The sequence below is a fragment of the Rossellomorea aquimaris TF-12 genome, from assembly GCF_001648555.1.
Lineage (GTDB): Bacteria > Bacillota > Bacilli > Bacillales > Bacillaceae_B > Rossellomorea > Rossellomorea aquimaris.
Genome location: NZ_LQXM01000030.1, coordinates 134,207 through 148,685, shown reverse-complemented (window position 1 = coordinate 148,685; position 14,479 = coordinate 134,207). Strand labels below are relative to the sequence as shown.

Here is a 14,479-nt window from a genome sequence, read left to right as displayed (position 1 = left end):
CGGGTTTGCTCCTTTGTTATTCAAAGAAGGAAATAGTGAAAATGTAACGAATTACATAATTGTTAAATATGAGGAATAAACTAGATTGTTTGTGATAAACCCATGGGAAGTAGGAATTTTAATGAGGAAATTCTTTAGAGCTCATCCTATTTTGTTTGCCGTTTTTATCCTGGTTGCTTCAAGAATTGTTGGGATAGGTGCCATCTATATTCTGAATATATTTTTCCCTGAATTACATCCAATTAAGGATTTAGGGTGGCTTCTTCAACTCTTATTCGCCACAACATCTGTTGCATTAGTGTATTGGTCGGGTGAAGCAAAAGGTTTTGGTTTTACTAAACCTGTTTCTACGAAAGAGTGGCTATTATGGTTGCCGCCACTGCTCATTCCCCTTTTCATTGTCTTATCATTTGGTTTTAACGTTAGTGACGTTTCAAAAGCGATTGTTTTAACCATTGCAGCATTATGTGTAGCGATAAATGAAGAGACCATCTTTAGGGGTGTGTTAGTAAAAGGTTTCTTACGTTTCGGTACGCTAGCCACATTAGTCGTGCCATCCGTATTATTTGGTCTCATTCACATAGGGAATATTCTGGGTGGAGGAGATATGTTATTTGGTCTATTTCAAGTTCTATGGGCCATTGCTGGCGGTATTGCCCTCACAGCCATGCGTCTTCGAAATGGCAGCATTTATCCAGTTATCATCTTTCATTTTATTGTTGATCTTTCGGAATATTTCGCCACGAATGAATATGGTGTACATGACCTAAGCTTTTCTCCATTCACTTTAGTGGTTTTTGGTGTGTTGTGCATTCTATTTGCCGTTTACGCCTTAGTTGTATTAAAGAAGAGCAATCATATCATGGTGGATTCTGAAATGAATTTGAAAAGCTAATTATTTTAAAATACCTCATATTTAATCTATTTTAGATGCCTGACTTTTAGTGAAAGCTGAAGGTTAGGTTTTTTATTTGAATTTAATAGGCTCTCTTTATAAATTTTGTTGCTTTTAAGGGAAAGTAGTGGTTGATTTCCACTCCAGGTGCTCGCTTTCCGCGGGGCGTGAGTTGAGCCTCCTCGGGCTTTGCCCTGTGGGGTCTCAACTTTCCCGCTATTCCCGCAGGAGTCGAGCACCTTCCGTTCCAATCAACTTACTAAGCGAGAGTTTCTTAAAATAGATAATATAAGTACCTATACGTTTGAAAAACCAGCATTTTTAAAGTGTTCAGCGATTGATTTTATCATTTAAGAAAAAATCCTGTCCTTTAAATTGATGTTCGTCCCTATTAAGCTCTGTAACGCAAATCTATTTAATATGGTAATTAACAGAGCCTTGCAGATCCTATGTCATAAAACAAAGATCTTTACGAATAGAGCCATTTAAAAAGAAGAATCGTAGTACAATGCTGACAGAGCCTTTTTTTTATTATAAGGTGAGAGAAATCTCTGGTTGAAATTCTAATCAAGTCATTTGACTCCTTTCGAATTTGCACCTGTATAATAGAATCATGTTCCAAGAAAGGAATGAGATTGAATTGAACCAAAACGTAGCTTCGTTTAAGAATTCAAAGGGAAGTATTGTCTTATTAGGTTTGTTAATCGCATTTGGTCCATTAACGATAGACATGTACTTACCCTCTCTACCTATATTAACCACCGAATTAGATGCCAGTACTTCCTTAACTCAGCTTAGCTTAACGGCTTGTTTATTAGGGCTTGCCTTTGGTCAGCTTATCAATGGCTCATTAAGTGATATCTATGGAAGAAGGAAGCCGTTGATTACTGCCCTAACGATTTATATTGTGTCATCCATACTTTGTGCATTCTCATCTTCGATTTGGTTCTTCATCTTGATGAGGTTTATACAAGGGTTATCAGGAGCTGGTGGAATTGTTATCGCTCGTTCGTGTGCTCGAGATCTTTTCTCGGGACCACAATTGACAAAGATATTTTCCTTGCTCATGTTGGTGATGGGGGTAGCGCCGATTCTCGCTCCAATTATAGGAGGACAATTGCTTCAGTTTGTTTCTTGGAGGGGAATCTTTATTGTTCTTGCTTTTTTAGGAGTGACAATGCTGTTAACCGTCGCGTTCCGATTGCCTGAAACATTATCGAATAATCATCGTTCTGTAGGCGGATTGAGGAATACCCTTTCTACTTTTCAAGGACTACTCAGTGATCGAACCTTTATGGGGTTTGCCCTTATACAGGGGCTTGTTTCCGGAGCGATGTTCTCGTACATTTCCGGTTCATCCTTTGTTTTTCAAGAGTATTATCATGTTTCACCTCAAGGATATAGCTTCATTTTCGGAATGAATGCAGCAGGGATTATTTTAGCGAGTCAAATAACAGGGCGATTGGCAGGACGTGTAAAAGAAACAAAAATGTTGAAATTCGGATTGATTCTCGCTGCCTTTGGAAGCTTTTCATTGCTGACTGTCTTTCTCATGGATGCTAAGCTGGTCTTTGTTCTCATTTCTATGTTCCTAGTAGTTGCAACAATAGGGGTTGTCAATCCAACGTGTACATCTCTAGCAATGCAAAGTCAGGGGAAATCAGCAGGAAGTGCATCTGCTTTACTCGGACTATTGCAATTTACGTTTGGTGGAATGATTGCTCCATTAGTTGGGATCGCAGGAAGTGAAAATGTACTTCCACTGGGAATTATTATTACTGTTTGTGAACTATTAGCGCTCATATGCTTTGTTGTGATTACAAGAATAAATCGAACCGTTCAAAAATATGAAAAACAAATCAGTTAAACCTCATCGTTATGATAGTCGTGAGGAAGCCGTAAATCGGGTATGAAATCGAAAAGATTTTATACTCGATTTTTTGTAATACCTAACATATGAAAAACTTTAAATTTCCCCTTTACCTTCACCCAACGTCAACCTATAAACTTACATTATCAGGAGGTGATTTCATGGAATACACCGTTAAAAAGCTTGGAGAATTAGCGGGAGTTAGCACCAGGACGCTACGCTATTATGATGAAATAGGGATGTTAAAGCCTGCTAGAACGAGTTCATCTGGATATCGTATTTACGGGCAGGACGAAGTGGATCGGTTGCAGCAGATTTTATTTTATAAAGAGCTGGGGGTAGGGCTTGAGGAGATAAAAAGGATTCTTGACGATCCAGACTTTGACGAAACAAAAGCCTTATTGGAACATCGTAAAAAGCTCAAGGAAAAAAGGGAGCAACTAGAACTGTTGATTGCCAATGTGGATAAAACAATCGGAGTGAAGGAAGGAAGAATGAACATGACAGATAAAGAAAAATTCAAAGGGTTTAAGAAGCAGCTGATCGATGAAAATGAAAAGAAATATGGGCAGGAAATTCGTAAGAAGTACGGAGACGACACAGTTGATCAATCCAATGCCAAGGTTATGAATATGTCCCAAGAAGAGTATGAAAAAGTGACAAATCTAGAGAAACAATTAATGGAAACCTTAGGGAAAGCATTTGAGACGGGGGATCCGTCAAGTAAGATTGCTCAGGAAGCAGCGGATTTACACAAGCAATGGCTAATGTTTTACTGGACTGAGTACAGCAAAGAAAGTCACGCAGGTCTTGCTCAAATGTATGTAGATGATGAACGGTTTAAAGCCTATTATGATAAACGGCAAGAAGGATTGGCTGAATTTCTAAAGGATGCAATCCACGTTTACACAGGTGAAAAGAAATAAATTGGAAAAACAATAAACTCATGAGCCCTACTTTCCATTATTAAAAGATGTTATGATAGGACGATATCATTTACTATTGTAACGGAGTGAACATATGAGTAAACCAAAGAAGAAAAGTGGTACTGGCCAAGGGACAGGCAAAAAAGGCTGGAATCGTTGGCAAGCCGGTGCTAAAAAGGCAAAGAGCTTTAAGCCTTATAAAAGCAAAGGTGTTAAACATGGAAACAACAAAGATGAGAATTCAGATAAGTAGTCATCATATAATTGTCCATTTCCTTTGAGGAGATGGACTTTTTGTTTGGATGTATCTTAAGCTATCTACATAATGAGGAAATTAATTTACAAAGCGAATATTTCTTAACTAAATAAATTTAATGAAATTTTTTAGTGGCAGTTTTCCTCACCATCCAGCAAAACTCAAGTCATTCAAACAACATTTTTTGAAGAAAAAGCCCAATTTTTATATTCCATTTGCTTTTTCGAAATGTATCTGTTATTCTAAGGAAGAATTATTTTTGTTCGGTCTGTAAGGAATGAAAGTATTTAAACTTTTCGCCTTTGATATCTAATTGAGCAATAATAGTAATAAATTGTGGATCAAATCCACATAGGAGGAAACACACATGCAAGAAGGTACAGTAAAATGGTTTAACGCAGAAAAAGGTTTCGGTTTCATCGAAATCGAAGGTGGAGAAGATGTATTCGTACATTTCTCAGCTATCCAAGGCGAAGGATTTAAATCTTTAGACGAAGGTCAAAAAGTTACATTTGACACTGAGCAAGGTCAACGTGGACTTCAAGCGACTAACGTAAACAAAGCGTAATAGCTTTTGTGAAAAAAGGACTCTCTCGTAGAGTCCTTTTTTTTGCCAAAAAAAGATGCCCTTCCATAAAGGGAGGCACCTTAGTTAGCGGCATACTTAATGATTCCTTGTATGTAAACAGAGGATTCCTTCTGTATGCATTCTCTAATTCGAATCTTTCCTTCTCTTTCTAATTCTCGAGCCAACTCTTCAATCTTTTCCTCTTCCTTCGTGGAATTTGTCGGAATGTCGATTGTGAAAAAATTTCCACGACTCGTCTTATTTAGATCCTTTAATAATCCCATTTTATCCATTGGGTCAACCCCTTTAGTTATCATTTCGACAAGAAGAGGAGTATATCCTTTATTTCAAAGTGAACATTCATAATTAGGAAGTTTAATGGAAGATTTGCTTTTTATGAGGTTATCTGTTATTCTAAAGAAGAATTATTTTTGTTCGGTCTGTAAGGAAAGAATAAGTTTTAAACTTTTCGCCTTTGATATCTAATTGAGCAACGATAGTAATAAAATGTGGATTCAATCCACGCAGGAGGAAACAATTATGCAACAAGGTACAGTAAAATGGTTTAACGCAGAAAAAGGTTTCGGTTTCATCGAAATCGAAGGTGGAGAAGATGTATTCGTACATTTCTCAGCTATCCAAGGCGAAGGATTTAAATCTTTAGACGAAGGTCAAAAAGTTACATTTGACACTGAGCAAGGTCAACGTGGACTTCAAGCGACTAACGTAAACAAAGCGTAATAGCTTTTGTAAAAAAGGACTCTCTCGTAGAGTCCTTTTTTTGTGGAAATTAATAAAAAGCATAAAAAAAGAGCCAACTTTTGAAAGTCAGCTCCGGAGACAACATGTTACAAGTTAAAAATGGTTAGGTAAAGCATAACACACTATTAGTGGATTACCTAAACAAATTTGAAATTATTATGTAAACTTCCTTTTCCTCCTCGTCCTTGGTCCTAATGTGTATAAAAAAAGACAATGAGTTAAGATAATAAGAATAGTTTATTTAACAGAATGAGGTTGCTATATGAGTATAAAACATTTTAAAGATTATCCATTAAGTGAAGAAATTTTAAGAGCACTTTCTGATTTAGGATATAAAAATCCAACAGAGGTGCAATCTGAAGTTTTACCCGTAGCTCTAGAAAAGAAGGATCTTGTTGTAAGATCTCAAACAGGAAGCGGGAAAACAGCATCATTCGGTATCCCAATTTGTGAAATGGTGGAGTGGGAAGAAAATAAGCCTCAAGCCTTGATTCTAACTCCCACTCGCGAGCTGGCAGCACAGGTAAAGGAAGACATCACGAATATTGGACGTTTTAAGCGAATTAAGGCTGCAGCTGTATATGGAAAGTCGCCCTTTCATCGTCAGAAATTAGAACTTAAGCAGAAAACCCATGTAGTCGTAGGTACACCTGGACGAGTGCTAGATCATATAGAAAAAGGAACTCTAACCCTCGATTGCTTAAAATACCTGGTCATTGATGAAGCTGACGAAATGCTCAATATGGGTTTTATTGACCAAGTTGAATCCATTATCCAGGAGCTCCCGAAAGACAGAGTGACATTTACCTTTTCCGCAACACTTCCAGAGGATGTTGAAAATCTCTGCTATAAATACATGAAGGCCCCTGTTGATATTGAAATCGAGGCGACAGGAATCACGACGGATAAAATTGATCATGTTCTAATAGAAGTAAAGGATGAGGCTAAGTTCTCTCTTTTAAAAGACATGACAACGGTTGAAAACCCTGATAGCTGCATCATTTTTTGCCGTACGAAGGAAAGAGTCGATACTTTATGTGAACAATTAGATGAACGAGGATATCCTGTGGATAAAATTCACGGTGGGATGATTCAGGAAGCACGCTTTGAAGTAATGGATGACTTTAAAAGAGGAGAATTCCGTTACCTGGTGGCGACAGATGTAGCAGCAAGAGGAATCGATGTGGAAAGTATTAGCCATGTCATCAATTATGATATCCCCCTTGAAAAAGAAAGCTACGTTCATAGAACGGGTAGAACAGGTCGTGCTGGTCAAAGTGGTAAAGCCATAACCTTTATCACACCGTTTGAAGAGAAATTTTTACATGAAATAGAAGAGTATATTGGGTTCGCCATTGCGAAAATACATTCTCCTTCAAAAGAAAAAGTGTTGGAGAAAAAGGCTGAATTTGAAAGAAAATTAGATGCCAATCCAAGTATTAAAAAAGATAAAAGCACAGAATTAAATAAAGAAATCATGAAGCTATATTTTAATGGCGGTAAGAAAAAGAAAATACGCGCCGTGGATTTCGTAGGGACCATTGCCAAAATTGAGGGTGTTTCCGCTGATGATATTGGCATCATATCCATCCAGGAAATCCATTCATATGTGGACATCTTAAACGGCAAAGGACCACTAGTTCTAAATGCGATGAAACATACGACTGTAAAAGGGAAGTTGTTGAAGGTTCATGAGGCGAAGAAATAGTTTCGGAGCTCTATTATATGAAAAATTGAAGAAAAGCCGAGTAAGAGATCACTTGATTTCATACTCGGTTTTTTTACGTCCGCACCTTTTTCGGTTTTCAGTGAAAAAGATCATGTTAAGGGTATTTTCTTGAAATTACAATCCAAGCTGGAGATGCAAATGAATTCATAACTTACACCCTAATGATCAAGAATACCATTTATAGAAATTTCTAGGTCCAGACTGTCTAGAAGATCTGCGAGAACAGCGACGAGAGGATCGTCTAGAGGATCTGCGGGTACTGCGACGAGAGGATCGTCTAGAGGATCTGCGGGTACTGCGACGAGAGGACCGTCTAGAGGATCTGCGGGTACTGCGACGAGAGAACCGTCTAGAGGATCTGCAGGTACTGCGACGAGAGGACCGTCTAGAGGATCTGCGGGTACTGCGACGAGAGGACCGTCTAGAGGATCTGCGGGTACTGCGACGAGAGGACCGTCTAGAGGATCTGCAGGTACTGCGACGAGAGGACCGTCTAGAGGATCTGCGGGTGCTGCGACGAGAGGACCGTCTAGAGGATCTGCAGGTACTGCGACGAGAAGAGCGTCTGGTAGATCTACGGGTACTGCGACAATCAAATGGATCGTTGTACATGAAGCATTCTATTCCTGCAGACTCCACTTCTTGAGCAGCAAGAAGTAGTTCTTCGTGATTGTAGTTTTGCATATATTTCCCTCCTATGAATTTTAGAGATATGAAGTCTTTTTTTCTCTTATTAATAAACTACGTAGAATTGACAAGCTATGTATAGACTAAAGTGGATAAATAGAAAAAATAGACACTCAAAAAAAGGCAATATGTCATTTAAAGGTAGCAAGGCAAGTCTTTAAAACATACGATTAACTATCGAAATGTTTAAGGAGGGTTTGATATGTCTACCAACAATGAGATGCCACTGTATCGATTGTTTCTGCAGCCGGAAGATGTGAAGGAACTTAAAAGTGATATATGGTGTGATGAGCCGGTAGCGGGTTCCTTAAGAATAGATAAAAAAAAGTTCGATATAGACATCGTTTATCGTGGATCTCATACGAGAAAGTTTAATAAGAAATCCTATTATGTGAGTTTTTATAAACCAAAAACGTTTTTAGGGGCAAAAGAATGGCACTTGAATGCAGAATATCGAGACCCTTCTCTCATTCGAAATAAGCTTTCATTGGATTTCTTTTCTAGCATTGGAGTATGTTCGCCTAAATCACAACATGTCTTTCTCGTAATCAATGGAAAGCAAGAGGGAGTTTACCTTCAATTAGAATCTGTGGATGAACAATTCATTATAAATAGAAATAAAGCTGCTGGGTCTATCTTTTACGCGATTGATGGGGACGCTAACTTTTCTCTTATGAGCGATCTAGATAAAGAAGTAAAGAAAAACCTGCTTTTAGGGTACGAACAAAAATGTGGAAATAAGGAAGATCGAAATGTTTTAGAAGACTTCATTTATTCCATTAACACATTATTACCAAGCGAGTTCGAGAAGAAAATCGAAAAGTATATTGATGTGGATAAGTATTTAGCATGGCTGGCAGGGGTTGTTTGTACACAAAACTATGATGGATTTGTACACAACTACTCTCTTTATGTTAGTGGGGAAACAGGAAAGATTGAAATCATCCCATGGGACTATGATGCAACGTGGGGAAGAGATGTAAATGGGAAGGCAATGGACTATGATTATGTACGTATCCAAGGATTTAATACACTGACCGCTCGTTTATTAGCAGTAAATTCTTTTAGGAAATCTTATAAGTACTTATTAACATCGATTTTGACTAATCAATTTACCCCGGAGTTTATGGAACCCAAAGTAAATTCTCTTCATGAATATATCAGGCCATACCTTTCAAAGGATCCATATAAAAAAGATGATATATCTTTGTTTGATCAAGAGCCACAATTTATTCTGAAATTCATCAAAGATCGAAGAGAATACCTTATTCAAAATATGAAACTACTAGATTAAGGTAACGGTAAATGTCCTCGTTTAGTTTTACGAGGTTACATATTTAAGGGTCTCTTCCTCGGAGAGTTGAGTTCACAATTTGGCCCAATTATTCTTGAAAGTGGCCAAATTACACTACATTCTGGCCCAATATTGATGAAAAGTGGCTCAATAAGGAGCTATTCAGGCCCAATTCGAGATGAGGAACCATACTTGTTCACAATTTTGCACATTATGGTTGGATTTTCGCACATTTATTGGGGAAATTCGCACATAAATAGGAAATATTCACACATTTTATCCCCAATTTCGCACATTTTTGTCCACATCTCACTAAATTTCAAGTTTCAATCCTCTAGGCGTAGCCATAATGACTCAATTTTTGTTCTATTCCTTCTTAAACTCGCTATCACTTCCAATTCACCATATGTGAATAATAAAAAGAACTCTTTCTCCGCGACAAATGCCCCTTTTTTATAAATTCAACCACCAAAAATAACAGTTTTAAAAAATTATAGTAGACCACTTTCAAACTGGTTGGAGGACTGGAAGCAAAAAGAGGGACGGACCTCAAACGAATCTCAACCTTTTAATAAAGGGATACACCTCCATTAGAGGTCCGACCCTCAACCTCAAATGAGTACCTCAAAGCAGTTTCTTCCAATTGGAATCACGATGTGGTAAGATGTTTTTAACTTATGAGAAATGGAGGTTTTCCTGTTGATTTTAATCAGACTTGAATTCCGTGATTTGAACTGTTAATTGAATATGTTCAAGGGCTCTGCTTTTGGTGCGGAGTAAATGGGAATGGTCTGCCTATTTTTAAAGGAATACTTCATTTTACGTTACGTAGAAAAGAGGAGGCACATGACTCCTCTTTTTGTTGTTTTTAAAGATAGAATTGAATAGGGTGCTGGATACTGTAAGCCTCTGTATTTTGGGAATGGGAGCTCCCATTCCGGAAAAAGAGTCCACCTCCATTTACTGTGAAGCACAGGCAGAAAATTGTGTTAGTAAAATAGATAAGGAAGTGAAAAATATATGGAAGAACTAAGAAGAGCTATTGCTGTAGGTGTGAATACGAAAAGTCCGAAAGAAGATTTCGAGTATTCTATGCTGGAGTTAAAGGGATTAGCCAATGCCAGATATATCGAGGTAGTAGGAGAGTTGATTCAAAACCTCCCGAAAAAGAATCATGTTCATTATATTGGTAAAGGTAAAATCGATGAGCTCTTACCGTTAATTGAAGAGCTTGAGGCAGACGTATTGATTTTTAATGATGAGCTGTCCCCTTCACAAATTCGAGTTTTGGAGGAGAAGCTTGAGACACGAGTGATGGATCGGACAATGTTAATACTAGATATTTTCGCTGAACGGGCAAAGACAAGGGAAGCTCAGCTTCAAGTTGAGGTGGCTCAACTCCGATACATGCTTCCCCGATTAATGGGTAGACAGGAATCCCTTGGTCGTCAAGGTGGCGGAGCGGGAATGAGTAACAAAGGTGCAGGTGAAACGAAGCTGGAGCTTGACCGCCGTCGAATTGAAGATAAGATTACGGCTCTTAATAAAGAACTGGATGCACTTGTAGAGCTTCGAAAAACTCAACGAAAACAGCGTCAAAAAAGCGGTCTCCCTGTTGTTTCTCTAGTCGGTTATACAAATGCGGGGAAATCTACTACGATGAATGCGTTGGTGGAGAAATTTCATCCGAATGAAAACAAGCAGGTTTTTGAGAAGGATATGCTGTTTGCTACATTGGAAACGTCGGTGCGAAACATCACACTACCTGATAATAAAGCATTTTTGCTAACGGATACCGTTGGATTTGTTCATAAGCTACCACATCATCTCGTGAAGGCATTTCGATCGACATTAGAGGAAGTAGCAGAAGCGGATTTGATTGTACACGTGATAGACTTCTCTGACCCACATTTCGAATTGTTAATGGACGTAACTCATCAAACATTAGAGGACATCGGTGTTTCTGATATTCCTGTCATTTACGCCTATAATAAATCAGACTTAATGGACCAAGCGATCCCAAGAGTAGAAGGGGATCGAATCTATTTTTCTGCAAAACAACGCATTGGTACAGACGAGTTAATTGAGCAAATCAAAACCCATCTGTTTAAAGATTATAAGAAGTGTCAAATGTTGATTCCTTTTGACCAAGGTCAGTTGATTTCATACTTTAATGAGCATGCCAACGTGTTAAACACGGAGTACGAGGAAAACGGCACGAAATTAACGATGGAATGTAAAAGTAGTGATGCAGAGAAATATAAGAAATTCTTAGTGTAAAAGAAAAAAGAACCTTTCCGAAGTTGGAAAGGTTCTTTTTGGTTTTTATAAAAAAGTAATTAAAAGAATAATGAGGAGTGGCCCAACTAGAATCAGATATCCAATCGGTCTGGCAAAATTCAATGTCCAGCCAACACCAAAACGTTTCTCTACAAAGATAGAAGGGTCATTTGGGTTGTAGTAGATGAGTCCGCCTTTCCAATAATGATCCTCATCCACATTCGTAATCTCTCCATTTTCATCTTCAATGATCTCCAAATCAAAGTCTGAATCTACTTTCCCTACCTTTACAGCTAAAATAATGGCTCCTATGAAAAGTAAGGCAGAGAATGTAAGGGGCATAAGAAGAATCAATAGGTCGTTTACGACATTCTCATAGAGGGTTGTGAATTGCAGGAACGAAAACAGCATAGTCAGAAGAATAGAAACAACGAATAAAAACCAGCTCGTGTATTTGCGTAATCGTAATTGACGAATGCGTGATGCTTTTACATTCCCGGCACTAAGCTTAATGCCTGATTTTCTTGTCATCTCTATGATTCCAATAAACATTCCTTGCATCACCAAAAGAATCAACGGCAGGGTCAGTATGGAAAAATAGCTTTTCGTTGTAAAGGCATCAGGCTTTCCATCCGGTCCCCAATGAGTAGGGATTTGGTTAGGGAACTGGTGATAGTTCATAAGGGTAAAAACGATTAAGCTAATGGAAATAAGCATGGGAATCGTAAAAATCACCCATGGAAGCATTTCATCCTTTGACCGTATGTTTAATTCAGAAATATTCACCTGCTTACGATCCTTAAACCATTCTTGCTGTTGTTTGAGTTTGGTCACTTTTGCATGGAAGTAAAAATAAAGGGATAAGGAGACGAATAGAATGACAAACGGAAGGTACAACCCTGCTAAAATAAGATGGTTTTCTTGAGGTGTGCCGCCTGACCAAATAAAGAATAGAAGCAAAATAGCCAGTGAGAAGACAAACGTAAGGATGGCATACCTTTTTTTATATCCCAGTAGTTGCTTGTTTTTTACCTGTTCGATTGGAACCGTGACACCAAACACCACCGTTCGTTTCACAATAAAGGGAACCGCGATTTGAATCATCAGCAAAAATCCGATTGTGATCAATAATAGTGCCATTTCCATAAATTATTCCCCCTTGACCTTTTTAATGATGGAACTGACTAAATCCTGAATCTGTTTCTCATCCAATCCGTAGACGAGGGACTCTGCGAGAAGTGGTCTTAAGTTTTGTGAAAGCTGTTCAATCCTTTCTTCCATAACACCTTCCTCAGACGATGAGGAAATGATGGCTCCTGATTTAGGAACAATCTTGATAACGCCTTTGTTCTCCAATTCATGATAGCTCTTATTCACCGTGTGCATGTTCACGCCGAGGTCCCCGGCAAGAGCCCGAACGGAAGGAAGAGTATCCCCAGGCTTCAATTCCCCACGAACAATTCCTTCCATAATGCCATTCTGAACTTGAGAATAAATGGGTACATCAGATTGAGGTTCAATTTGGATAAACAAGGCTTCACCTCCTGATTTGTTATATGTTTAGTATAACAAAAGTGTTCTACTTTGTGTATAACAAAGTTAGGTAGTCGCTTATACAAAAATGAATTATTTATTCGTTTTTGTATAAAACGTTAAGTTTATTTGATATAACTAAGTTAGAACACTGAATTTTCAATAAATTATTCAATAATGAATAAGCATATAAAGGGAAAGGGTGAAGTGTTGTGGGGGATGGAAAAAAAAGTTGGAATGAAAATGAAGCCATATTGGATTCGTTGCAAGATGATATTTTAGTAACAAATACGGACGGAATTATTATGAAGGTAAGTGAGGCAACAGGAGATATATACAATGTAAAATCAGAGGATATGTTAGGAAGATCGGTATATGATCTTGAAATGGAGGGGGTTTTCACCCCTTTATTAACACCGGTTGTACTGAAGGAAAAAAAGAAAATCACCCTTGTTCAAACGAGTAATGAGGGAAAAAAACTTCTTGTTACGGGGATTCCAGTGTTTAATCATAACAAAGAACTCGTAAGGGTTGTGAGCTATTCACATGATGTAACAGAATTATTGAAGATGAAGGAGTATCTCATGGACATGGAAGATGAAATGGAACGAGTGAAAACCGAGCTCGAGATTCTTAGAAGTCGCCATTATTTTTCCGATGGGATTATTGCAACAAGCGATGAAATGAAGAAGGTATTGCAAGTGGCCATCCAAGTGGCAGAAGTGGATGTGAATGTGTTATTGCTAGGGGAGTCAGGAGTAGGAAAATCTCATATAGCAAAATTCATACATAATAAAAGTAATCGAAACAAAGGACCCTTCATTGAAGTGAATTGTGGAGCCATTCCAGATTCCTTATTTGAATCAGAATTCTTTGGATATGAGTCTGGTTCATTTTCAGGTGCAAATCGGAAAGGGAAGCTTGGCTTAGCTGAGCTTGCAGAAGGGGGAACCCTTTTTCTAGATGAAATTGGAGAGCTGTCCCTTTCAAATCAAGTGAAAATATTAAAATTCATACAGGAAAAACAGTTCTATCGTGTAGGTGGAACAAAGATGAAACAGGTCGATTTTCGTGTATTAGCCGCAACGAATAAAGACTTAGAAAAATCTGTAGAGAATCGAACGTTTCGACAGGATTTATTTTTCCGTCTGAATGTAGTACCTATCACCATTCCACCTTTAAGAAAGCGGACCTCGGATATTCTTACATTAATTAACTATTTTCTTACTCATTTTTCTGAAAAATACAATCGTCAACGAAGCTTAGATGAAGGGGTTCTGCATCAGCTGTTAATACATGAGTGGAAAGGGAACGTAAGAGAATTAATGAATGTCATTGAGAGAATGATTGTGACTTCCTCTAAACCTTTAATAGAAATAGATAACCTTCCAGAGCGCTACATAAAAAGTAACCATGATATTACTACTCCTCCACATGATGGACAATCTTTGAAAGAGATCCTTGAGGGGGTAGAGAAGCAAATATTGGTCAAGTCAAAAGAGAGACATAAAACAACAACTCAAATGGCTAAGGCTTTGGGAGTCAGTCAACCTTCAATCGTCAGAAAAATGAAAAAACATAGAATTTAATATTAAATTGGCACGGAACTTGCAAGTAAGTTAAGTGATAAGGCAATTGAGAATAAGGAGGATCGTTATAAGGAGAAATCAGGGGGATTG

The 14,479-nt window shown here is 38.0% G+C and carries 13 protein-coding genes; 10 read left to right on the top strand and 3 right to left on the bottom strand.

Annotation, left to right across the window (positions count from 1 at the left end; translation table 11 throughout):
* Window positions 1-121: 121 nt before the first annotated feature.
* From IQI_RS18010 to IQI_RS17995, 5 genes are all read left to right on the top strand, one after another.
* A complete protein-coding gene (locus IQI_RS18010) occupies window positions 122-895 on the top strand; it encodes a CPBP family intramembrane glutamic endopeptidase (RefSeq protein ID WP_156509947.1) in 774 nt (257 codons plus the stop codon).
* A gap of 640 nt (window positions 896-1,535) precedes the next feature.
* A complete protein-coding gene (locus IQI_RS18005) occupies window positions 1,536-2,762 on the top strand; it encodes a multidrug effflux MFS transporter (protein WP_231893457.1) in 1,227 nt (408 codons plus the stop codon).
* A 164-nt stretch (window positions 2,763-2,926) separates the two neighbouring features.
* Window positions 2,927-3,691, top strand: coding sequence for a MerR family transcriptional regulator (locus IQI_RS18000; RefSeq protein ID WP_064094057.1), 765 nt, complete (start codon window positions 2,927-2,929; stop codon window positions 3,689-3,691).
* 94 nt (window positions 3,692-3,785) lie between these two features.
* Window positions 3,786-3,944 (top strand): DUF3934 family protein, encoded by a 159-nt coding sequence (locus tag IQI_RS20435; protein WP_082892789.1) that lies wholly within the window; start codon window positions 3,786-3,788, stop codon window positions 3,942-3,944.
* 370 nt (window positions 3,945-4,314) lie between these two features.
* Window positions 4,315-4,515, top strand: a complete 201-nt coding sequence (locus IQI_RS17995) for a cold-shock protein (RefSeq protein ID WP_060671790.1) — start codon at window positions 4,315-4,317, stop codon at window positions 4,513-4,515.
* 80 nt (window positions 4,516-4,595) lie between these two features.
* Here IQI_RS17995 and IQI_RS17990 read toward each other — a convergent pair whose 3' ends face one another.
* Window positions 4,596-4,808, bottom strand: a complete 213-nt coding sequence (locus IQI_RS17990) for a hypothetical protein (protein WP_064094056.1) — start codon at window positions 4,806-4,808, stop codon at window positions 4,596-4,598.
* A gap of 247 nt (window positions 4,809-5,055) precedes the next feature.
* Between IQI_RS17990 and IQI_RS17985 the strand changes: the two genes are divergently transcribed.
* The 4 genes from IQI_RS17985 to hflX all read left to right on the top strand — a co-directional run bounded on the left by IQI_RS17985 (window position 5,056) and on the right by hflX (window position 11,267).
* On the top strand, window positions 5,056-5,256 hold the full coding sequence (locus tag IQI_RS17985) for a cold-shock protein (RefSeq protein WP_064094055.1): 201 nt from the start codon (window positions 5,056-5,058) through the stop codon (window positions 5,254-5,256).
* A gap of 283 nt (window positions 5,257-5,539) precedes the next feature.
* Window positions 5,540-6,985: a DEAD/DEAH box helicase gene (locus IQI_RS17980; RefSeq protein WP_064094054.1), complete on the top strand. Its 1,446-nt coding sequence runs from the start codon at window positions 5,540-5,542 to the stop codon at window positions 6,983-6,985.
* A 910-nt stretch (window positions 6,986-7,895) separates the two neighbouring features.
* Window positions 7,896-8,987, top strand: a complete 1,092-nt coding sequence (locus tag IQI_RS17970) for a CotH kinase family protein (protein WP_064094052.1) — start codon at window positions 7,896-7,898, stop codon at window positions 8,985-8,987.
* A 1,020-nt stretch (window positions 8,988-10,007) separates the two neighbouring features.
* Window positions 10,008-11,267, top strand: coding sequence for a GTPase HflX (gene hflX, locus IQI_RS17965; RefSeq protein WP_064094051.1), 1,260 nt, complete (start codon window positions 10,008-10,010; stop codon window positions 11,265-11,267).
* Between the two features lie 45 nt (window positions 11,268-11,312).
* On the opposite strand, the gene IQI_RS17960 is transcribed toward hflX, so the two are convergent.
* On the bottom strand, window positions 11,313-12,413 hold the full coding sequence (locus IQI_RS17960) for a DUF1648 domain-containing protein (protein ID WP_082892787.1): 1,101 nt from the start codon (window positions 12,411-12,413) through the stop codon (window positions 11,313-11,315).
* 3 nt (window positions 12,414-12,416) lie between these two features.
* Entirely contained in the window at window positions 12,417-12,800 is a 384-nt protein-coding gene (locus IQI_RS17955) for a GntR family transcriptional regulator (RefSeq protein WP_064094050.1), read from the bottom strand.
* Between the two features lie 212 nt (window positions 12,801-13,012).
* Here IQI_RS17955 and IQI_RS17950 point away from each other — a divergent pair, with 212 nt between their 5' ends.
* Window positions 13,013-14,389 carry a sigma-54 interaction domain-containing protein gene (locus IQI_RS17950; RefSeq protein WP_064094049.1) on the top strand — a complete coding sequence of 459 codons (1,377 nt, stop codon included), beginning with the start codon at window positions 13,013-13,015 and terminating at the stop codon, window positions 14,387-14,389.
* Window positions 14,390-14,479: the final 90 nt, after the last annotated feature.